Consider the following 21,378-nt stretch of genomic DNA (forward strand, 5'->3'; position numbering starts at 1 on the left):
CGAGCCTGCTCGCGAAGGCTTCAGTACAGACACCACAAATACTTCAGGCCTCATTCACCGGCACTCGCACACTCAACGTCGTGCCCTCCCCCGGCTCACTCTCCAGCGACAACCGCCCACCCATGATCAACACCCGCTCACGCATGCCGACCACCCCGAAGGACGTCGCCCTGCCGGTGGCGGGAACAAATCCTACGCCATCATCGCTAACCGTCAGACACAACTCGTCGCCTTCCAGCGTCAACGTCAGTTCGACAGTATGCGCCTGGGCATGGCGCATGACATTGGTCAGCGCTTCCTGAAGGATCCGGAACAGCCCAATGGCCTTGGCGTCACTGAGCACCGGCAGATTCTCCGGCACCTGCACCAGACACGGAATCTGCGTGCGCGCCTCGAAGCGCCGGGCCTGCCACTCGATGGCGGACGCGATCCCGGCATCGAGAATCGGTGGTCGCAGCGCCGTCGCCACATCGCGCACCAACTGGAACAGCTGCGCAATCAGGCGTTTCATGCTGTTCAATCGCTCATTCAGACCCGGGTCGAGTTGGGCATAGGCCAATTCGCACATGGAGGTTTCCAGCTTGAGCACGGTCAACATCTGACCCAACTCGTCGTGAACTTCCCGGGCGATGCGGGCTTTTTCCTCTTCGCGCACGCTCTCCAGGTGAGCGGACAGCTCACGCAGCTGCTCGCGGGAGCTGGCCAGTTCCAGTTCGATGCGCTTGCTCTCGCTGATGTCCCAGACAATTCCGTCCCAGACATACGCGCCGTCCTCGAGTCGACGGGTGATGGCCTTGATCTCGGCCCAGCGCTGTTCGCCTGAACGGGTAAGAATCCGCCCCTGCCACGACCAGTCACTGTCCGTATCCAGCGCATGGTCCTGAGTCTGGTGATAGCTGGCCTTGTCGTCCGGATGCACCAGACTGCGCAGGCCTTTGTCGCGATGGGCCAGAGTCGCCGGCGAGTAGCCCACCAGACTCTCGCTGCCTTCACTGATGTAGGCAAAATCGATCTGCCCTGTCACCGGCGCCCGCTCCAGGCGAAAGACCAATCCCGGAACGTTGGCGGCAATCCCCTGCAACCGTGCTTCGCTTTCCTGCAACGCCGCAAGGGCACGACGACGCTCAGTGACGTCGTTGAGGTAAACCACCAGGTATTCACCCCCGCGAAAGCGCATGAAGCTCAACGAGACATCGGTCGGCAGGATGCTGCCATCGGCTCGTACACAGTTGGTTTCGAAACTTTGCGGCCCCTCTTCGCTGGCCCGGGCGCGCTTCCACAGGTTTAACCAGCGGTCCATGTGCAAGCCCGGCTCGAAGTCGATCAATGGCCGATCAATGATTGCACCGGACGGATAGCCGAGCATGGTTTCAGCGGCGCGGTTGGCATAGCGCACGTGACTGTCCCAGTTGACCCAGAGGATGCCGACGGTGCTTTGATCGATGGAGAACTGCGTCAGGCGCAACGCCTCTTCACTGGCCTCGCGCAGGGCAATGTCCTCGCGCGCCGCCAATAGACGCTGCTCCAGACTGTGTTGTTGGCGGCGCTGCCAGAACACGATGGCCATGCTGCTCAGCATCAATACCGCCATCAGCAGGCAGAGGTTTTGCCAGAATCCCCGGGATTCGGTCAGGCGTGGGTATTTGGGTTGCAGCCATTGGTTGTGCAGTTGTTCAAGGTCTTTGGCCGGGATTGCCCGCAGTGCGCTTTCGACGATGCCGGCCAGTTCCGGCTGGTCTCGACGTGTGGCGACCCGCAGCAATTGCGGCAAGCCGATGTCACCCACCACGACCAGCCCGGAGAACTCAGGCTCCACGGATAAACGTCCCAACTGCGCTTCATCGACCACGGCGTAACCAGCCTGCTGGCTCAGCAACAGCTGCAACGCCTGGCGCTCGATCGGTACGCCTTGCAGGTTCAGGTGGGGATAGTTGCCGCGAAGGTAATCGGCCGTCGCGCTGGGCATGCGCACGGCGACGCGGGTCTGGCTGTCGAGTTTCTCCAGCTCCACCACACCAGCGCTTTTCTGATCGCTGACCACCAGTTGCGGCACTCGCATGTAGGGGTCAGAGAACTGCCAGAACCGCAGGCCGGCGGGGGTTTGGGTCAGCCCGGGGGCAATGTCGATTTCACCCTCGCGCGCGGCGGCTTCCAGTTGCGCGAGGTCGGGGAAATTACGCCAGCTCAGTTCGACCTTGAGGGCCTTGGCCAGCCATTTCATCAACTCGACGTTGACCCCGGACAAGCGCTGCAAGCGGCGATCGTATTGCGCGTAAGGCGCCTGCAACACCAGCCCCACGCGCAATTCGCCGTGTGCGGCCAGCCACTGTTGTTGCTTGGGCGACAAGGGCGCGACGTGCGCCGGTGGCGCGGAAGCCGCCCAACTCATCAAGGGAAACCACAAACAGCCGATAACCCACAGGCAGCGAAAACGCATCATTGAAGTCTCACACACTGACAAATACTGACCAACCCATTAGGCTGCCGGAATAACTTCTGGCCTGGAATATCCGATGCCCCCTGTCTACCGCCTGGCATTGCCAGCATTGTGCCTGTCGCTGATCCTGCCTTGCGCCTTTTCCGTCGAGGCGGCCGATCCTGCGCCTGCTGCCGCGGAAAAACCCGCAGAAGAAAAACCGGTCGAACGCCAGCCACTGCTTGAGCGTAGTCAGGAAGAAGCGACAGCACTCGAGCGACAAATCCCTGCGCAGGAACAGCAACAACTGCAAGCCGGCGCCGACACCTTTCTTGCGTTGTGGAAACCGGCCAATACCGCCGAGCCCAAAGGTGCGGTGATTATCATCCCGGGCGCCGGCGAAACCGTTGACTGGCCGCAAGCAATCGGCCCGTTGCGCAACAAATTGCCCGACGCCAAGTGGAGCAGCCTGAGTATCACCTTGCCGGACGTGCAAAGCGATGCCATCGCACCACGCGTCATGGAAATGCCACCAACGCTCAAGGCGCCGGAAACCGGCAGCAAGGACTCGACTACGGCAGCCCCCATCGAGCAAGCGGCCGGTGGTGAAGCGGAAGTTGCCGACAAGGCCATCGCCGAAACCACCGAGGAGCAAGCCAAAGCCAATGCCGAGCGCATCTTTGCTCGCATTGATGCGGCTATTGCCTATGCCGAACAACAAAGCGCTCGCAGCATCGTGGTATTGGGCCATGGCACCGGTGCTTATTGGGCCGCGCGTTATCTGAGCGAAAAGCAGCCGTCGCAAGTGGAGAAATTTGTGATGGTCGCGGCACAGACACCTGCCGCGGCGAAGCCCGAGCTGGTTGAACTGACGCCGACACTGAAGCTGCCGACGGCGGACATCTTCTATATGGACAAGCCGCTGGATCGCAACGCAGCGCTGGCACGGATGCAGGCCAGCAAGCGCTTGAAGACTTCGGCGTTCAGCCAGGTGTCGCTCAAGGCGCTGCCCGGTAATGCAAAGGCCGAGCAAGAGCAACTCGTGCGGCGGGTGCGTGGTTTGTTAAATCCGCAGAAGGCGGCGGACTGACAGACCGCGTCGCTCCATTCGCGGGCAAGCCCGCTCCCACAGGTTTACATGTCGATAGCAAAAATTGCGTACGACTCAAATCCTGTGGGAGCGGGCTTGCTCGCGAAGGCGACATCACTGACGGCACATATCTTTGCCGCTACCGAAAATCCCGCCGCTCACGAATCAACGTGTAGGCCGTATGCAGTTCACGAGTCTTGTCGGTCGCCTCACGCACCTGCAACGCCGTTGCACCGCTGCCGGCAATCTTGTCCGGGTGATGGCGACTGAGCAGGCGTCGATAGGCACGCTTGATCTGCGCCGGCTCGCTGGTCGCCGACACCCCCAACAGCCGCAAGGCATCCTGATACGTCAGGGTGCTGCTGACCTGCGGTCGCTTGTGCTGATCGTAGTCGGCCGCCAGCGCCAGTACTTGTTGCGGCGTCCAGCCCAGCCACTTGCCCCACTGGGCCAGCAGTTCGCGCTCATTGTTCCCCGCTCGCCCATCGGCCCAGACCATCCGCCAACAGGCGCGCAACACGCCTTCGGCAGCATGAGGCTGGGCACTCAAGCGCCGTAGATATCCGCGCAAGCGGTCATTGCCCGACTTGCCACGATTGAACGCGGCAATGGCACGACGCTGCGCCGACTCGGTCATTTCCAGCGAGCGCATTTCCTGGCGGGCCTGCTGGATGTGGCCTTCAACCACTCGTCCATCGCTCTTGGCCAACCGTCCCAGCAACACGAACAACAGTTCATCGTTGCGCAGCATCGGACGACCGCCGAGCTTTTCCCGCAAATGCCCCCAGCTCTGCAGGTGCAAACGCCGATCCAGCGCCTGTCCCAACAAAGCGCCGAGCATGGCCCCCGGAATGCTGGCTATGGCAAAGCCCGCTCCGGCTCCAATCAGAGTCCCTGGCCACAGCATGTCAGCGTCTCGCTTCTATCAGGGTTTCAACTTCAGCCAGGCGTTCGTGCGTGCCGACATCCACCCAGTGTCCGTTCAGGCGTTCACCGGTGACCTGTCCATCAGCCATGGCTTTGCGCAGCAGCGGTGCCAGTTTGAAGGCGCCGGCCGAGCAACCGTCGAACAATTGCGGATGCAACACGGCAATGCCGCTGTAGGTCAAGGTGTCGGTGTCTGGCTGACCGTCACGCACTTGCCCGTCGACCAGCGTGAAATCGCCGGTCGGGTGATGGGGCGGGTTGTCCGCCAGCACCAGGTGCGCCAACCCGGCGATAGGTTGATGCAGCACACTGAAGTCGTAGTCGGTCCAGATGTCACCGTTGACCACCAGGAACGCATCATCGCCCAGCAACTGCAACGCGCGGAAGATGCCGCCGCCGGTTTCCAGTGGCTCACCTTCCGGCGAGTACTGAATACGCAAGCCGTATTGCGAGCCGTCACCCAGGTAACTTTCGATCTGCTGACCGAGCCAGGCGTGATTGATGACGATCTCGGTAAACCCGGCGATCGCCAGGGCTTTCAAGTGGTACTCGATCAGAGGAACGCCGCCAGCACGAACCAGCGGCTTGGGTGTGGTCAGCGTCAGCGGGCGCATGCGCTCGCCTTTTCCCGCGGCCAGAATCATTGCCTTCATGCAGAGGCTCCAGCACGCAGACTCAGCAGCAACACATCCAGCTCAGCCAGTTCAGGACGGCGGGCGATCACCGCGTCTATATAGGCAAAGAAGCGCGGCACATCGGCCAGGTAGCGCGGTTTGCCGTCGCGGTGGCAGATGCGGGCGAAGATGCCGATCACTTTCAGGTGGCGCTGCACGCCCATCAAGTCGCTGGCCCGCAGGAAGTCTTCGAAATCAGGCTGCACGGGAATGCCGAGCGCACCTGCTTGCTGCCAGTAATATTCCAGCCAGGCGTGCACACGCTCCTCGGGCCAACTGAGGAACGCGTCCTTGAACAGGCAGGTCACGTCATAAGTCACCGGGCCATAGACCGCGTCCTGGAAATCCAGCACGCCAGGGTTCGGCTCGCTGAGCATCAGGTTGCGTGGCATGTAGTCGCGATGCACCAGCACTTTGGGTTGGGCCAGGGCGCTGTCGATCAGCAACTCGGTCACGTTCTGCCAGAGCATTTGCTGCGCCGAGTCGAATTCGATGCCCAGCTCACGTTTCACGTACCACTCGGGGAGCAGTTCCAGTTCGCGGCGCAGCAATGCCACGTCATAACTTGGCAACGGCGCGACCATTGGCAATTGCTGAAAAGCCAGCAGTGCTTGCAGGGCATCCTTGAACAAATCGTCGGCATTTTCGCTGTCGATCACGTCAAGGTAAGTCTTGTTGCCCAGGTCATTGAGCAAAAGAAAACCGCGCTCGAGGTCTTCGGCATAAATTTTCGGCACATTTATTCCGGATTTCGCCAGCAAAAAAGCGATATCCACGAAGGGTTTGCAGTTTTCCTGGGGCGGTGGCGCGTCCATTACGACGAAACTTCTGCCCTCGCCTTCCCAGCGGAAGTAGCGTCGAAAACTCGCGTCGCTGCTGGCCGCGGTCAATGTGGCCGGGGGTACGACGCCCCATCCCTGTTCTGCAAAGAGGGTTGCCAACTGCTCATCGAGCCAAACTTTCAGGTGTTGCAAACGTACATCTTGGTCAGGCATTGCAAGGGTCTCCGACGGCGCTAGCCGTCAAGCGGGTCATGCTTTATTATCCAGCATCTTTTTCAGACCATCGAGAGGCGTGCGGCCCACACCGCGGGCAGATGGCACGCAGGAAGCCCGGACTAATAAGATGGCATTGAAATCCCCCGCGTTTCGTAAAAAATTTCCGTTGTTGGTTACCGGCAGTCTGCTGGCCCTGCAACCCCTAGCCACCTCATTCGTGGTCGCCGCGGAACAGTATGACTGCTCAGTCTCTGCTTCGGGTGCCTGGGACTGTGCGCCAAAAGCGCCAGCGGCGGCATTGCCACCGCGTCCCGTCCATGAAGGCAGCGCAGTTTCCGCCACCGGCGAAGCTGCGACCGAGAGTGGCACCAGCGAAGACACCGGCGCCAAGCCTGTGCTGGTTACCGAGTCCAAAGGCCGCGGCCTGAAGTCGCGTAGTGCAGACTACAGTCACCTCGACTGGGTTCCGCGCGAGAACCTCACGGCGGCACAACTGGCCGAGACCGGTCCTTACTGCTCTGGTTCCTATATCGAACCGATTCGTCCTGGCATGAATGACAAGACGGATAAAAGTGACGCACCGACCTTTATCGGCGCGAAAGCCTCCCGCTATAAGCAGGAAGAGCAAGTCGCGACCCTGGCCGGTGACGTCGTCATGCGCCAGGGCAGCATGCAGGTCGAAGCCGACGAAGCGAACCTGTACCAGGCCGAGAGCCGTGGCGAACTGAGCGGCAACGTGCGCATTCGCGACAACGGCGCGCTGATCGTGGGCGACCACGCCGACGTGCAGCTCGATACCGGTGAAGCCAAGGTCGATAACGCCGAATACGTGATGCACAAGTCGCGTATCCGCGGTAACGCGCTGTACGCCAAACGTGCCGAAAACGCGATCATCCGCCTCAAGGACGGTACGTACACCACGTGCGAACCGAACAGCAACGCCTGGCAGCTCAAGGGCAACAACATCACCTTGAACCCGGCGACCGGTTTCGGTACCGCAACCAACGTGACTCTGCGGGTCAAGGACATTCCTGTTCTGTACACGCCGTACATCTATTTCCCGATCGATGACCGTCGCCAGTCCGGCTTCCTGCCGCCGACTATCGGCACGGGCAGCGATACCGGCTTCATGCTGGTCACACCGTATTACTTCAACCTGGCGCCGAACTACGACGCCACGTTGTACCCGCGTTACATGAGCAAGCATGGCTTGTTGATGGAAGGTGAATTCCGCTACCTGACCCCGTCCAGCGAAGGTCAGTTCGGTGCCGCGTACCTCAACGACGAAGATACCGATCGCAGCAAGCAGACCGACTACCAGAAAAACCGCTACATGTATAACTGGCAGCACAAGGGTGGTCTGGATTCGCGGGTACTGACGCAAGTCGACTACACCAAGATCAGCGATCCGTATTACTTCCAGGATCTGCAGACTGACCAGATCGGCGTGAAAAGCGCTGACTACGTTAACCAGCAGGGTTCTGTCAGCTATCGTGGCGACAGCTACACGGCTCGTTTGAATGCCCAGGCTTATCAGCTGGCGACCGTTTCGAACATCACACCGTATGATCGTTTGCCGCAGATCACGTTCAATGGCGCTCTGCCGTATCACCCAGGCGGACTGGATTTCAGTTACAACACTGAAATCGTGCGATTTGATCGCGACCTGAAAGACGGCACCTTCACTGATGAAGATGGCAATGAGTCTCCACGCCTGGACACAAACGTTTTCGGATTAGCCCGCGCAAACGGTGATCGCCTGAACGTCGCCCCGGTTGTCAGCTATCCGATGAATGCCAGCTATGGTTTCCTGAAGCCATCCTTGAAGTACCAGTACACGCAGTACCAACTGGATCTGGACGGCAAGGGTAAAACTGACATTGCCAACCAGGGACCGGAAGGTGACCGCCTCAACGGTACCTTCGGTAGCAACCAGAATCGCGGCGTACCAATCGCCAGCATCGACAGCGGCCTGTACTTCGATCGCAATACCCAATGGTTTGGCAAAAACTATCGCCAGACCCTTGAGCCGCGCCTGTACTACCTCTATGTCCCCGAGAAGGATCAGGAAGACATTCCTGTCTTCGACACCGGCGAATACACCTTCAACTATGCGTCGCTGTTCCGTGACAACCGGTTCTCTGGCTCCGACCGCGTCGGTGACGAAAACAAGCTGTCGCTGGGTATAACCAACCGCTGGATCGAAGACAACGGTTTCGAGCGTCAACGCATCAGCGTCGGTCAGGCCTTGTACTTCAAGGACCGCGAAGTCCAGTTGCCGGGTATCGATGCAAAAACCCGCGACGATGCACACGCCAACGTGTCGCCTTATGCGCTGGAATACGAATACCGCTGGAACCGCGATTGGCGTACCACGGCCGACTACAACTGGGACCCGGACAGCCGCAGCCCGCGTTCGGGTAGCGCGATGTTCCACTACCAGCCTGAAGATAATCCGAACAAGATCATCAACGCCGGCTATCGCTATCGCAACGACCAGGTCCGTTACGACCAGAACACCGGTAAATGGTCGGTGGGCGGTGGTGACTACGGCACCCCTGGCCAGCCTGGCTATGTGAAGGACTACTACAAGATCCAACAGCACGACCTCTCGGTGATGTGGCCGATCGTGCCGCAATGGAACCTCATCAGCCGCTGGCAGTATGACTACAACCGCAACCGTACCCTGGAAGCCTTCGGTGGTTTCGAGTACGACAACTGCTGCTGGAAACTGCGCCTGATCAATCGTTACTGGGTTTCGTATGACGAATTCAGTCAGAACGCCCCGGAAAACGAAAAAGGCGACCATGGCATCTTCCTACAAATCGTTCTGAAGGGTCTCGGCGGCCTCACCGGCGCCAAAGTAGAGAGCTTCCTCGACAAAGGCATCCAAGGTTATCGTGAACGTGAAGACCAAGCTTTCTGATTGTCTGCGCCCGCTAGTGCTGGGCGCGCTGTTCCTGGGTACCGCGGCCAACGCCGCGGTACAGTCCATCGATAAAGTGGTGGCCATCGTCGACAACGACGTGGTCATGCAGAGCCAATTGGACCAGCGCGTTCATGAAGTTCAGCAAACCATCGCCAAACGCGGCTCAGCGGTGCCGCCGGCCGGCGTGCTGGATCAGCAGGTGCTTGAGCGTCTGATCGTCGAGAACCTGCAGCTGCAGATCGGCGAGCGTTCCGGCATCCGCATTACCGATGAAGAACTGAACCAGGCTGTCGGCACCATTGCCCAGCGCAATAACATGTCGATTGATCAATTCCGCGCAGCCCTGACTCGCGACGGCCTCTCTTACGAGGACGCCCGGGAGCAGATCCGCCGCGAAATGATCATCAGCCGTGTGCGCCAGCGTCGTGTGGCCGAACGCATCCAGGTTTCCGAGCAGGAAGTGAAGAACTTTCTGGCTTCCGACCTCGGCAAGATGCAATTGTCCGAAGAGTTCCGCCTGGCCAACATCCTGATTCCGACACCGGAAAGCGCTAACTCCGATGCGATTCAGAATGCTGCCAAGCAAGCGGACGCGGTGTACCAGCAGCTCAAGCAAGGCGCTGACTTCGGTCAGTTGGCAATCGCCAAATCCGCCAGCGAAACCGCACTGGAAGGCGGCGACATGGGCTGGCGTAAAGCCGCTCAATTGCCACCTCCATTCGATCGCATGCTGAGCACCATGACCGTTGGCGACATTACCCAGCCAATGCGTACGCCGGGCGGCTTCATCATCCTGAAGATCCTCGACAAGCGTGGTGGTGAGACCCAGACGCGTGACGAAGTGCACGTGCGTCATATCCTGGTCAAGCCAAGCCCGATCCGTGACGAAGCAAAGACCAAGGCCTTGGCTGAGTCGCTCTACACCCGGATCGAAGCGGGCGAAGATTTCGGCGAACTGGCGAAAAGCTTCTCGGAAGATCCGGGTTCCGCCCTCAACGGTGGCGACCTGAACTGGATCGATCCGAATGCATTGGTACCTGAGTTCCGCGAAGTGATGGCCAAGACCCCGCAAGGTCAGCTGTCCAAGCCGTTCCAGACCCAATACGGCTGGCACGTTCTGGAAGTCCTTGGCCGTCGCGCCACCGACAGCACTAACCAGGCCCGTGAGCAGCAAGCGATGACCGTACTGCGTAACCGCAAATACGATGAAGAGCTGCAAACCTGGCTGCGTCAGATTCGTGACGAAGCGTACGTAGAGATCAAACTCCCTGGTGCAGACCAGGCAGCGCAGTGAAACCCAAGCGTTTCGCGCTGACACCCGGCGAACCGGCCGGCATAGGTCCCGACCTGTGCCTGCTGCTCGCCTCGCAAGCCCAGCCACACCCTCTGATTGCCATTACCAGCCGCGACCTGCTCCTTGAGCGGGCCGCGCAGCTGGGTGTGGTTGTCGATTTGCTGCCGGTAACGCCGGACAACTGGCCGGATGTACCGGCACCCGCCAACAGCCTGTATGTCTGGGACACCCCGCTCAATGCACCGGTCAGCGCCGGGCAACTGGACAAGGCCAACGCGGCTTTCGTTCTGGAAACCCTGACCCGTGCGGGCCAAGGCTGCCTCGACGGGCACTTCGCCGGCATGATCACTGCCCCTGTGCACAAGGGCGTGATCAATGAATCCGGGATTGCCTTCTCCGGGCACACCGAATTTCTCGCTGACCTGACCCACACCGCACAAGTGGTGATGATGCTTGCCACCCGCGGCTTGCGCGTGGCACTGGTGACCACTCACCTGCCCCTTCGCGAGATTGCCGATGCAATCACGCCGGAGCGTCTGGAACGGGTCACACGGATTCTGCACACAGACCTGCAACAAAAATTCGGCATCGCCCGGCCACGCATCCTGGTTTGCGGGTTAAACCCGCACGCCGGTGAAGGCGGTCACCTGGGCCATGAAGAAATCGACATCATCGAACCTACATTAGAGCGCCTGCGCGGCGAGGGCATGGACCTTCGCGGCCCCCTGCCCGCCGACACTCTGTTTACCCCCAAATATCTGGAGCACTGCGACGCGGTGCTGGCGATGTACCACGACCAGGGCCTGCCTGTGCTGAAATACAAAGGCTTCGGCGCGGCAGTCAACGTGACCCTGGGCTTGCCGATCATCCGCACGTCAGTCGACCACGGCACCGCCCTGGATCTGGCCGGCAGCGGCAACATCGACACCGGCAGCCTGCAAGTCGCCCTGGAAACCGCCTACCAGATGGCCGAGACCCGTATATGACCGAGCATTACCAACACCGGGCGCGCAAGCGTTTCGGCCAGAACTTCCTGCACGATGCCGGTGTTATCGACCGCATCCTGCGCTCCATTCACGCCAAGCCCGAAGACCGCCTGCTGGAAATCGGCCCGGGCCAGGGTGCGTTGACCCAAGGCCTGCTGGGCAGTGGTGCGCAACTGGACGTGGTGGAACTGGACAAGGACCTGATCCCGATCCTCAATCAGCAGTTCGCCGGCAAGAGCAACTTCAACCTGCATCAGGGCGACGCGCTGAAGTTCGACTTCAACAGCCTGAATGCAGCACCGGGCAGCCTTCGTGTCGTCGGCAACCTGCCGTACAACATCTCGACGCCGCTGATTTTTCACTTGCTGCATAACGCCAGCCTGATTCGCGACATGCACTTCATGCTGCAAAAAGAAGTGGTCGAGCGCATGGCGGCAGGTCCTGGTGGCGGTGACTGGGGTCGCCTGTCGATCATGGTTCAGTATCACTGCCGGGTCGAACATCTGTTCAACGTTGGCCCGGGCGCTTTCAACCCGCCACCGAAAGTCGATTCGGCCATCGTGCGCCTGGTGCCTCACGCGGTGCTGCCGCACCCGGCCAAGGATCACAAGCTGCTGGAACGTGTGGTGCGCGAAGCCTTCAACCAGCGTCGCAAGACCCTGCGCAACACCCTCAAGTTGCTGCTGAGCAACGACGAAATCACCGCAGCCGGCGTTGACGGCAGCCTTCGCCCAGAGCAGCTCGACCTTGCCGCCTTCGTGCGCCTGGCCGACAAGCTCAGCGAACAAGTCCCGCCATCCCCCGCCGCCGACTGACAGGCGACGAACGTCATCGGGTAGGACACCAGCGCCCATGTCTGGTTTACTACCCGATACTTGGCCTAGACTGAGTTCAATCAGCTACGCCCCGCGTCCCGCTTCGTTTTTAAGGCCTCTTGCATGTCCGATCCTCGTTATCAGGTCGACGTCAGCGTCGTCACCCGCTATCTGGCAGAACAATCGCAACCCGAGCACGACCGCTTTGCCTTCGCCTACACCATCACCGTGCAGAACAACGGCGAGCTATCGGCCAAGCTGCTGTCACGGCACTGGGTCATCACCGATGGCGACGGGCATGTCGAAGAGGTTCGCGGTGCGGGCGTTGTCGGCCAGCAACCGTTGATCGAACCAGGCAAGAGCCTTACCTACAGCAGCGGCACCGTCATGACTTCCAAGGTCGGCACGATGCAGGGTACTTACGAAATGGTCGCCGATGACGGCAAACACTTTGACGCCATCATCGCGCCATTCCGCCTGGCGGTGCCCGGAGCCCTGCACTGATGGCGACGTACGCCGTCGGCGACCTTCAAGGCTGTCTTGAAGCCCTTCAATGCCTGCTCAAAAAAGTCGCGTTCGACCCGGCAAAGGATCGTCTGTGGCTGGTGGGTGATCTGGTCAACCGTGGCCCGCAGTCGCTGGAAACCTTGCGCTTTCTCTACAGCATCCGCGAATCGCTGGTGTGCGTGCTCGGCAACCATGACCTGCACTTGCTGGCGGCCGGGAAGAACATCGAACGGCTGAAGAAAACCGATACCCTTCGCGAGATTATCGAAGCCCCCGATTGCGCCGAGCTACTGGAATGGCTGCGCCAGCAAAAACTCATGCACTACGACGAGCAACGTAACGTTGCGCTGGTGCATGCCGGCATTCCGCCGCAATGGTCGCTGCGCAAAGCACTGAAGTGCGCCGCCGAAGTCGAGACGGCGCTGCGCGACGACAATTTGCTGCCACCCTACCTCGACGGCATGTACGGCAACGATCCGGCGAAATGGGACAGCGACCTCCAAGGCGTCACGCGTCTTCGGGTGATCACCAACTATTTCACCCGCATGCGTTTCTGCACGGCCGAAGGCAAGCTGGACCTCAAGAGCAAGGAAGGCCTGGGCACTGCGCCACCCGGCTACAAACCCTGGTTCCAGCACAAGGAACGCAAAACCAAGGGTGTGAAAATCATTTTCGGGCACTGGGCTGCGCTTGAAGGCCAGTGCAACGAGCCGGGCATCTCTGCCCTCGACACGGGTTGCGTCTGGGGCGGTGCCCTGACGATGATGAATGTCGACAGCGGGGAACGCCTGTCCTGCAAATGCGACGAGCATGGCCATGCTGCCGCGCCACCAGTCGCCCCACTCACTTGCGAACAAACGCCAGCCAGCGCCCAGCGCTAGACTGCGCTTTCAGCCGAGCCACCGGAGCCCGCCATGAGCGAATTCAAACGCATCCCCCCAGAACAGGCACAAGCCCTGCGCGAACAAGGCGCAGTGGTGGTCGATGTCCGCGACCCTGCAACTTTTGCCGCGCTGCACATCAGCGGCTCGAAGCATCTGGACAATCATTCACTGCATGCCTTTATTCAGGCTGCCGATCTGGATGCACCGACCGTAGTGGTCTGCTACCACGGCAATTCCAGCCAAGGCGCGGCCGCGTACCTGATCAGCCAGGGCTTTTCAGACGTGTACAGCATGGACGGCGGTTTTGAGCTGTGGCGTACGACTTACCCGGCGGAAACGGCGCAAGGCACGTCCGAATAATTTTTTTGTAACGTGCAAGCCCCGGCCCCCGTGGGCTCGCGCGGTGGCAGACGAACGGTCTGCCACAACTAATTACGTATCTCGCCTTTACCTCCCGAATAAGCAACTATCCTTAAGCGCAGGCCATCCAAAACAGGGGAGAGCCGGTACACCGGCGCGCGGGTCATCGGGAGTAGCTTTCGGGGTAGTCAGCCCTGAAAGAGTTCTGGGGGGTAAACAGCAACTGCATATCCGGTTGCTGCCAGCATCGACTGAATGATCCGGCGTCGGCTCCACGTATCGAGCGAGGTGACGTCATGAGTATCTTTAGCCACTTCCAACAACGCTTCGAGTCCACACGCCAGGAAGAACTCTCGCTGCAAGAGTATCTTGAGCTGTGCAAACAGGACCGCAGCGCCTATGCCTCCGCCGCCGAGCGTCTATTGCTGGCCATCGGAGAACCGGAGCTGCTCGACACCTCGACCAACTCGAGACTGTCGCGAATCTTCTCCAACAAGGTGATCCGCCGCTATCCGGCCTTTGAAGACTTCCACGGGATGGAAGAATGCATAGACCAGATCGTGTCGTATTTCCGCCACGCCGCTCAGGGCCTGGAAGAGAAGAAACAAATCCTCTATCTGCTCGGCCCCGTCGGTGGCGGTAAATCGTCCCTGGCCGAGAAGCTCAAACAACTGATCGAGAAAGTGCCCTTCTACGCCATCAAGGGCTCGCCGGTATTCGAGTCGCCTCTGGGTCTGTTCAACGCCACTGAAGATGGCGCGATCCTCGAGGAAGACTTCGGTATTCCACGGCGCTACCTCAATACCATCATGTCGCCATGGGCCACCAAACGCCTGGCCGAATTCGGCGGCGACATCAGCCAGTTCCGCGTAGTGAAACTCTATCCGTCGATCCTCAACCAGATCGCGGTGGCCAAAACCGAACCGGGCGATGAAAACAACCAGGACATCTCCGCACTGGTGGGCAAGGTCGATATCCGCAAACTGGAAGAATTCCCGCAAAACGACGCCGACGCCTACAGCTATTCGGGCGCACTGTGCCGGGCCAACCAGGGCCTGATGGAATTCGTCGAAATGTTCAAGGCACCGATCAAGGTGCTGCACCCATTGCTGACCGCCACTCAGGAAGGCAACTACAACAGTACTGAAGGCCTCGGGGCGATTCCGTTTACCGGGATCCTGCTCGCCCACTCCAACGAATCGGAATGGCACACCTTCCGTAACAACAAGAACAACGAAGCCTTCATCGACCGGATCTACATCGTCAAAGTGCCGTACTGCCTACGGGTCAGCGACGAAGTGAAGATCTACGACAAGCTTCTGTTCAACAGCTCCCTGGCCAAGGCCCATTGCGCGCCCGACACCCTGAAAATGCTCGCCCAGTTCACCGTGCTCTCGCGTCTCAAGGAGCCGGAAAACTCCAACATCTACTCCAAGATGCGTGTGTATGACGGCGAGAATCTCAAGGACACGGATCCAAAAGCCAAGTCGATCCAGGAATACCGTGATAACGCCGGTGTCGACGAGGGCATGAACGGTCTGTCGACCCGGTTCGCGTTCAAGATCCTGTCCAAGGTCTTCAACTTTGATCCGCACGAAATCGCCGCCAACCCGGTGCACTTGCTCTATGTGCTGGAACAACAGATTGAACAGGAACAGTTCCAGGCCGAGACCCGCGAACGCTATCTGCGCTTCCTCAAGGAGTACCTGGCGCCGCGTTATATCGAATTCATCGGCAAGGAGATCCAGACCGCCTATCTCGAGTCTTACAGCGAGTACGGCCAGAACATCTTCGATCGTTACGTGCTGTACGCCGACTTCTGGATCCAGGACCAGGAATACCGCGATCCGGAAACCGGCGAGATCCTCAACCGCGTCGCGCTGAACGAAGAACTGGAGAAAATCGAAAAACCGGCCGGTATCAGCAATCCGAAGGATTTCCGCAACGAAATCGTCAACTTCGTATTGCGCGCCCGGGCCAACAACAATGGCAAGAACCCGACCTGGCTCAGCTACGAAAAACTGCGGGTGGTCATTGAGAAGAAAATGTTCTCCAACACCGAGGACCTCCTGCCGGTCATCAGCTTCAACGCCAAGGCCAGCAAAGAGGACCAGCAGAAACACAACGACTTCGTCACACGGATGGTCGAGCGGGGCTACACCGACAAACAGGTACGACTGCTGTCCGAGTGGTACCTGCGGGTCAGAAAATCACAGTAACCCGCTGCCGGTCAGACCGGTTGTCGTCAGCCAGAGGCCTGTGTACGCATTTTCTGTTACACAGACCTCTGGAAGGTGTTCGAAAGTCGGTAGCGAGGTTCAGTCAGCGTCCAAAAGCGCTTGGGGGAGCGTGAACATCCCTTGGCACCGTCGATGCTGCATAACCGCTCGCCCCTTTCAGGACAGCTTCTAAGGAGCAGTCATGAGCTATGTGATCGACCGACGTCTCAATGGCAAGAACAAGAGCACGGTAAACCGTCAGCGGTTTCTGCGGCGTTACCGTGATCACATCAAGAAGGCTGTCGAAGAGGCGGTCAGTCGGCGTTCCATTACCGATATGGAGCACGGCGAACAGATCAGTATCCCCGGCCGCGACATCGACGAGCCGGTGCTTCACCACGGACGCGGTGGCAAGCAGACGGTCGTGCACCCCGGCAACAAGGAATTCACCAGCGGCGAACACATCGCCCGTCCACCAGGCGGTGGTGGCGGCCGGGGCCCGGGCAAGGCTGGCAACTCGGGCGAAGGGATGGACGAATTTGTCTTCCAGATCACCCAGGAGGAATTTCTCGAATTCATGTTCGAGGACCTCGAACTGCCAAACCTGGTGAAACGCAACCTCACCGGCACCGACACCTTCAAGACCGTACGCGCGGGTATCAGCAACGAAGGTAACCCGTCGCGGATCAACATCATCCGAACCTTGCGCTCGGCCCATGCCCGGCGAATCGCCCTGTCTGGCAGCAGCCGGGCAAAATTGCGCGAAGCCAAAGAGGAACTGCTGCGACTCAAGCGAGATGAACCGGACAACTTCGGCGATATTCAGGAGATCGAAGCAGAAATCGAGAAACTCAGTGCGCGCATCCATCGCGTACCCTTTCTGGACACCTTTGACCTCAAGTACAACCTGCTCATCAAGCAGCCGAACCCAAGCTCCAAAGCGGTGATGTTCTGCCTGATGGACGTATCTGGCTCCATGACCCAGGCGACCAAGGACATCGCCAAGCGCTTCTTCATCCTGTTGTACCTGTTTCTCAAGCGTAACTACGACAAGATCGACGTCGTGTTCATCCGCCACCACACCAGCGCTCGCGAAGTGGACGAGGAAGAGTTCTTCTACTCCCGGGAAACCGGCGGCACCATCGTCTCCAGCGCCTTGAAACTGATGCAGGAGATCATGGCCGAGCGTTATCCGAGCAATGAGTGGAACATCTACGCGGCCCAGGCCTCCGATGGTGACAACTGGAACGACGATTCGCCGATCTGCCGCGACATTCTGATCAACCAGATCATGCCATTCGTGCAGTACTACACTTACGTTGAGATTACCCCGCGCGAACATCAGGCCTTGTGGTTCGAGTACGAACGCATTGCCGAAGCCTTCTCTGACACTTTTGCCCAGCAGCAACTGGTCTCGGCCGGGGATATCTATCCGGTCTTCCGTGAACTCTTCCAGCGCAGGTTAGTGACATGACCGCCAAAGAGCAGAAGCGCCAACCCATTTCCACCGGCTCCGAATGGACGTTCGAGCTGATCCAGGCCTACGACAAGGAAATCAGTCGCCTGGCGGCTCGTTATGCCCTGGACACCTACCCCAACCAGATCGAAGTGATCACCGCCGAGCAGATGATGGACGCCTACGCCTCCGTCGGCATGCCGCTGGGTTATCACCATTGGTCCTACGGCAAACACTTCCTTAGCACCGAGAAGTCCTACAGCCGTGGGCAGATGGGACTGGCCTACGAGATCGTGATCAACTCGGACCCGTGCATCGCCTACCTGATGGAAGAAAACACCATCTGCATGCAGGCCCTGGTGGTCGCTCACGCGTGCTACGGCCACAACAGCTTCTTCAAGGGCAATTACCTGTTCCGCACCTGGACCGATGCCAGTTCGATCATCGATTACCTGGTTTTTGCCAAGCAATACATCATGCAGTGCGAAGAACGCCATGGCATCGACGCGGTGGAGGACTTGCTGGATTCCTGCCACGCCCTGATGAACTACGGGGTTGATCGCTACAAACGTCCGTATCCGATTTCGGCTGAAGAAGAACGCCGTCGGCAAAAGGACCGGGAAGAGCATCTGCAAAAACAGATCAACGATCTGTGGCGGACCATTCCAAAAGGCGCGGACAAGTACAGCGACAAGGACAACGCTCGCTTCCCCGCCGAACCTCAGGAAAACATCCTGTACTTCATCGAAAAACACGCGCCGTTGCTGGAGCCCTGGCAGCGGGAAATCGTGCGCATCGTGCGCAAGATCGCCCAGTATTTCTACCCGCAACGCCAGACCCAGGTGATGAACGAAGGTTGGGCCACGTTCTGGCACTACACGCTGATGAACGACCTGTATGACGAAGGCCTCGTCACCGACGGCTTCATGATGGAGTTTCTGACCTCCCACACCAGTGTGGTCTACCAACCCGGCTTCGACAGCCCCTACTACAACGGCATCAACCCCTACACCCTGGGTTTTGCCATGTACCGGGACATCCGCCGCATGTGTGAACACCCGACCGAAGAGGACTACCGCTGGTTCCCTGAGATTGCCGGCACCGACTGGCTGTCGAGCATCAAGTTCGCCATGAGCAGCTTCAAGGATGAAAGCTTCATCCTGCAGTACTTGTCACCCCAGGTTATCCGCGACCTGAAGTTGTTCAGCATCCTCGATGATGACCAAAAGGACGATCTGCTGGTCCCGGCGATTCACGACGAAGGGGGCTACCGCATCATTCGCGAAACCCTGGCCGCGCAGTACAACCTGGGAAATCGCGAGCCCAACATTCAGATCTACAGCATCGACCGACGCGGCGACCGCTCCCTGACCTTGCGTCACCAGCAGCACGACCGCAAACCGTTGGGCGAGTCCACCGAAGAAGTGCTCAAGCATCTGCACCGACTGTGGGGCTTCGACATTCATCTGGAAACGCTGCAAGGCGACCAGGTCATGAAAGTTCACCATGTTCCGCCCAGAAGCGAACACAGCGAGGGGGATTACGGCCGGCTGGACCTGGCTGTCATTCATCTTTGATTCTGTTTCTGCCTCCGGAAGTTCGACGCAAAGGTTATTCTGTCGAGCTAACGGAGGTTTTTTATGCGGATTTATAAAGTCGGCGGCGCGGTACGCGATCGCCTGCTGGGCAAGCCGGTCACCGATATCGACTGGGTCGTGGTCGGTGCCAATACCGAAGAAATGCTCGCCAAGGGTTTTCGCCCGGTAGGCGCTGATTTCCCGGTATTTCTTCACCCCAAGAGCGGTGAGGAATACGCCCTCGCCCGTACCGAACGCAAAAGCGGACGCGGTTACGGCGGCTTCACCTTCCATGCCAGCCCCGAGGTCACCCTCGAAGAAGACTTGATCCGTCGCGACCTGACGATCAACGCCATGGCCGAGGACGATCAGCAGAACCTGACGGACCCGTACCACGGCCAACGCGACCTTGAAGCTCGCGTGCTTCGCCACGTTTCCCCCGCTTTCGCCGAAGATCCACTCCGTGTCCTGCGCGTTGCCCGCTTCGCAGCTCGATACGCCGGGCTGGGTTTCACCGTCGCGCCTGAAACAATGGGCCTTATGCGGCAACTCAGTGAGTCAGGTGAACTGGAGGCGCTGACTGCCGAACGCAGCTGGAAGGAAATTTCCCGCGCACTGATGGAAGATCAGCCACAGATATTCATCGAAGTGCTGCGCGAATGTGGCGCGCTCAAGGTATTGATGCCGGAAGTCGACGCCCTGTTCGGCGTGCCACAACCGGAAGCCCATCACCCTGAGATCGACACGGGCGTGCACACCCTGAGCGTGCTCGAGCAAGCGGCTCTGCACAAACAACCGCTGACTGTGCGTTGGGCGTGCTTGCTGCATGATCTGGGCAAAGGATTGACGCCCCAGGAAGAATGGCCGCGCCACATCGCCCACGAACACACGGGCCTGAAGCTGATCAAAGCGGTCAACGAACAGTTCAAGGCACCGAAGGATTGCCAGGAATTGGCATTGCTGGTGGGCCAGTATCACACCCACGGCCACCGCGCCCTGGAGCTGAAGGCCTCGACTCTGCTGGAGTTGCTGCAGAGTTTTGACGTGTACCGTCGTCCGCAGCGGTTTGAAGAGTTCATTGCAGCGTGCGAGATGGATGCGCGCGGGCGCAAAGGGCTGGAGCAGAGAAGTTATCCACAGGCGGATTATTTGCGCGGCGCGGCGACTGCAGCCCGGAGCGTGGCAGTTCAGCCGTTGCTGGAGAAGGGATTCAAGGGGCCGGAGCTGGGCGAGGCGATCAAGCGTGAGCGGCTAAAAGCGCTCAAGGCCTACAAAGAGGCAGAGTCTGCCTGAAAAGCTTCGCGAGCAAGCCCGCTCCCACAGTTTCAGTGTAAATCCCTGTGGGAGCGGGCTTGCCCGCGATTGCGTCAGTCAGATCACAGCAAATTCGAAGGCGTCAGCTGCTCACCGCGCCACTCGAACGCCACTGGCGCCAACACCTGATCGATCTGCGCTTCACCCCACAAGGTCGCAAAGCTTTTGCCTACGCCCGGATGCACACGATCCGGCGCAATCAGCGACAACGGCCACAGTACAAAGGCGTTTTTCAGAATCTCTGCCCGCGGCAGGATCAACCCATCGAAATTGCCCACCAGATCGCCAAACAAAAGCACATCGATATCCAGCGGCAGCCCCTTGCGGTCAGGCGCATAACGGCCATTGTCCGCCTCGATGAATTTCAATCGACGGTCCAGCTCCATCAGCGGCAAATCGGTGTACGCCGAGACCACGAAATTAAAGAACGGCCCGCTCTTGATCCCCACTGGCTGGCTTTCGAACACCGCCGAGCAACGGATATCCACGAGAAAATCCGCCAGGGCTTCGAGCCCGGCATGCAAATGGGTTTCGCGCTCGATATTGCTACCGAGCCCGAGATACACCTGAGTCAGCGACATCCGCGCTCGATCTCCACACCCACACCACCGGTGGCCGCCGGGACCGCGCCAGGCTTGGTCAGCTTGAGGCGCATCCAGGTGATGTTGAATTCGCTCATCAACACTTCGACCAGACGCTCGGCAAAAGTCTCGACCAGCTGGAACTGCGCCTGCTCGGCAAACGCCTGAATGCGCGACGAAACGCTCGCGTAGTCGAGCGCCAGGGTCAGGTCGTCCCCTGCAGCGGCCGGACGATTGTCCCAGGCGAAGCTCAGATCAAGTCTCAGGCACTGTCGGATGCCTCGCTCCCAGTCGTAGGCACCGATCACGGTGTCGACTTCCAGGCCCTCGATAAACACTCTGTCCAAGCAC

18 protein-coding genes are annotated in these 21,378 nt (G+C 59.3%); 12 read left to right on the plus strand and 6 right to left on the minus strand.

The features are described 5' to 3' along the window. Window positions 1-43: 43 nt before the first annotated feature. Entirely contained in the window at window positions 44-2,440 is a 2,397-nt protein-coding gene (locus DJ564_RS29655; protein ID WP_109635306.1) for a PAS domain S-box protein, read from the minus strand. 73 nt (window positions 2,441-2,513) lie between these two features. Here DJ564_RS29655 and DJ564_RS29660 point away from each other — a divergent pair, with 73 nt between their 5' ends. Next, complete coding sequence (locus tag DJ564_RS29660) at window positions 2,514-3,506, plus strand: alpha/beta hydrolase family protein (RefSeq protein WP_109635308.1); 993 nt, start codon at window positions 2,514-2,516, stop codon at window positions 3,504-3,506. Window positions 3,507-3,645: 139 nt separating this feature from the next. Here DJ564_RS29660 and DJ564_RS29665 read toward each other — a convergent pair whose 3' ends face one another. The 3 genes from DJ564_RS29665 to DJ564_RS29675 are packed head-to-tail and all read right to left on the minus strand — an operon-like array spanning window position 3,646 to window position 6,102. Then, window positions 3,646-4,413 (minus strand): TerB family tellurite resistance protein, encoded by a 768-nt coding sequence (locus DJ564_RS29665; RefSeq protein ID WP_109635310.1) that lies wholly within the window; start codon window positions 4,411-4,413, stop codon window positions 3,646-3,648. Window position 4,414: 1 nt separating this feature from the next. Beyond that, window positions 4,415-5,086, minus strand: coding sequence for an N-acetylmuramate alpha-1-phosphate uridylyltransferase MurU (gene murU, locus DJ564_RS29670; protein ID WP_109635311.1), 672 nt, complete (start codon window positions 5,084-5,086; stop codon window positions 4,415-4,417). Continuing rightward, window positions 5,083-6,102 carry an aminoglycoside phosphotransferase family protein gene (locus tag DJ564_RS29675; protein WP_109635314.1) on the minus strand — a complete coding sequence of 340 codons (1,020 nt, stop codon included), beginning with the start codon at window positions 6,100-6,102 and terminating at the stop codon, window positions 5,083-5,085. The genes murU and DJ564_RS29675 overlap by 4 nt, the downstream gene beginning before the upstream one ends. 130 nt (window positions 6,103-6,232) lie before the next feature. Here DJ564_RS29675 and DJ564_RS29680 point away from each other — a divergent pair, with 130 nt between their 5' ends. The 11 genes from DJ564_RS29680 to DJ564_RS29730 all read left to right on the plus strand — a co-directional run bounded on the left by DJ564_RS29680 (window position 6,233) and on the right by DJ564_RS29730 (window position 20,425). Further along, window positions 6,233-9,031, plus strand: coding sequence for an LPS-assembly protein LptD (locus tag DJ564_RS29680; protein ID WP_109635316.1), 2,799 nt, complete (start codon window positions 6,233-6,235; stop codon window positions 9,029-9,031). Continuing rightward, window positions 9,012-10,328, plus strand: a complete 1,317-nt coding sequence (surA, locus tag DJ564_RS29685; RefSeq protein WP_109635318.1) for a peptidylprolyl isomerase SurA — start codon at window positions 9,012-9,014, stop codon at window positions 10,326-10,328. The genes DJ564_RS29680 and surA overlap by 20 nt, the downstream gene beginning before the upstream one ends. Continuing rightward, the gene (gene pdxA / locus DJ564_RS29690) at window positions 10,325-11,314 is read left to right on the plus strand and encodes a 4-hydroxythreonine-4-phosphate dehydrogenase PdxA (RefSeq protein ID WP_109635320.1); all 990 of its coding nucleotides are present in this window, start codon (window positions 10,325-10,327) and stop codon (window positions 11,312-11,314) included. The genes surA and pdxA overlap by 4 nt, the downstream gene beginning before the upstream one ends. Beyond that, a complete protein-coding gene (gene rsmA / locus DJ564_RS29695; protein ID WP_109635321.1) occupies window positions 11,311-12,129 on the plus strand; it encodes a 16S rRNA (adenine(1518)-N(6)/adenine(1519)-N(6))-dimethyltransferase RsmA in 819 nt (272 codons plus the stop codon). The genes pdxA and rsmA overlap by 4 nt, the downstream gene beginning before the upstream one ends. Before the next feature lie 123 nt (window positions 12,130-12,252). After that, entirely contained in the window at window positions 12,253-12,633 is a 381-nt protein-coding gene (gene apaG / locus DJ564_RS29700) for a Co2+/Mg2+ efflux protein ApaG (RefSeq protein WP_109635323.1), read from the plus strand. Then, on the plus strand, window positions 12,633-13,517 hold the full coding sequence (locus tag DJ564_RS29705; RefSeq protein WP_109635325.1) for a symmetrical bis(5'-nucleosyl)-tetraphosphatase: 885 nt from the start codon (window positions 12,633-12,635) through the stop codon (window positions 13,515-13,517). Before apaG ends, DJ564_RS29705 begins: the two co-directional genes overlap by 1 nt. A gap of 33 nt (window positions 13,518-13,550) precedes the next feature. Beyond that, window positions 13,551-13,880, plus strand: a complete 330-nt coding sequence (gene glpE, locus DJ564_RS29710) for a thiosulfate sulfurtransferase GlpE (RefSeq protein WP_109635326.1) — start codon at window positions 13,551-13,553, stop codon at window positions 13,878-13,880. 296 nt (window positions 13,881-14,176) lie between these two features. After that, window positions 14,177-16,099 (plus strand): PrkA family serine protein kinase, encoded by a 1,923-nt coding sequence (locus DJ564_RS29715; RefSeq protein WP_059407387.1) that lies wholly within the window; start codon window positions 14,177-14,179, stop codon window positions 16,097-16,099. 202 nt (window positions 16,100-16,301) lie between these two features. Then, window positions 16,302-17,573, plus strand: a complete 1,272-nt coding sequence (locus DJ564_RS29720) for a YeaH/YhbH family protein (RefSeq protein WP_010467159.1) — start codon at window positions 16,302-16,304, stop codon at window positions 17,571-17,573. Beyond that, the gene (locus DJ564_RS29725; protein WP_109635328.1) at window positions 17,570-19,132 is read left to right on the plus strand and encodes a SpoVR family protein; all 1,563 of its coding nucleotides are present in this window, start codon (window positions 17,570-17,572) and stop codon (window positions 19,130-19,132) included. The genes DJ564_RS29720 and DJ564_RS29725 overlap by 4 nt, the downstream gene beginning before the upstream one ends. A 63-nt stretch (window positions 19,133-19,195) precedes the next feature. After that, entirely contained in the window at window positions 19,196-20,425 is a 1,230-nt protein-coding gene (locus tag DJ564_RS29730) for a multifunctional CCA addition/repair protein (RefSeq protein ID WP_109635330.1), read from the plus strand. Window positions 20,426-20,508: 83 nt separating this feature from the next. Here the strand turns inward: DJ564_RS29730 and folK are convergent, their stop codons facing one another. Both folK and folB read right to left on the minus strand, forming a co-directional pair. Further along, entirely contained in the window at window positions 20,509-21,027 is a 519-nt protein-coding gene (gene folK, locus DJ564_RS29735) for a 2-amino-4-hydroxy-6-hydroxymethyldihydropteridine diphosphokinase (RefSeq protein ID WP_109635331.1), read from the minus strand. Further along, the gene (gene folB / locus DJ564_RS29740; RefSeq protein ID WP_008027044.1) at window positions 21,018-21,374 is read right to left on the minus strand and encodes a dihydroneopterin aldolase; all 357 of its coding nucleotides are present in this window, start codon (window positions 21,372-21,374) and stop codon (window positions 21,018-21,020) included. Before folB ends, folK begins: the two co-directional genes overlap by 10 nt. Window positions 21,375-21,378 lie beyond the last annotated feature (4 nt).

Origin of the sequence: Pseudomonas sp. 31-12 (assembly GCF_003151075.1) — a bacterium.
Taxonomy (GTDB): Bacteria; Pseudomonadota; Gammaproteobacteria; order Pseudomonadales; family Pseudomonadaceae; genus Aquipseudomonas.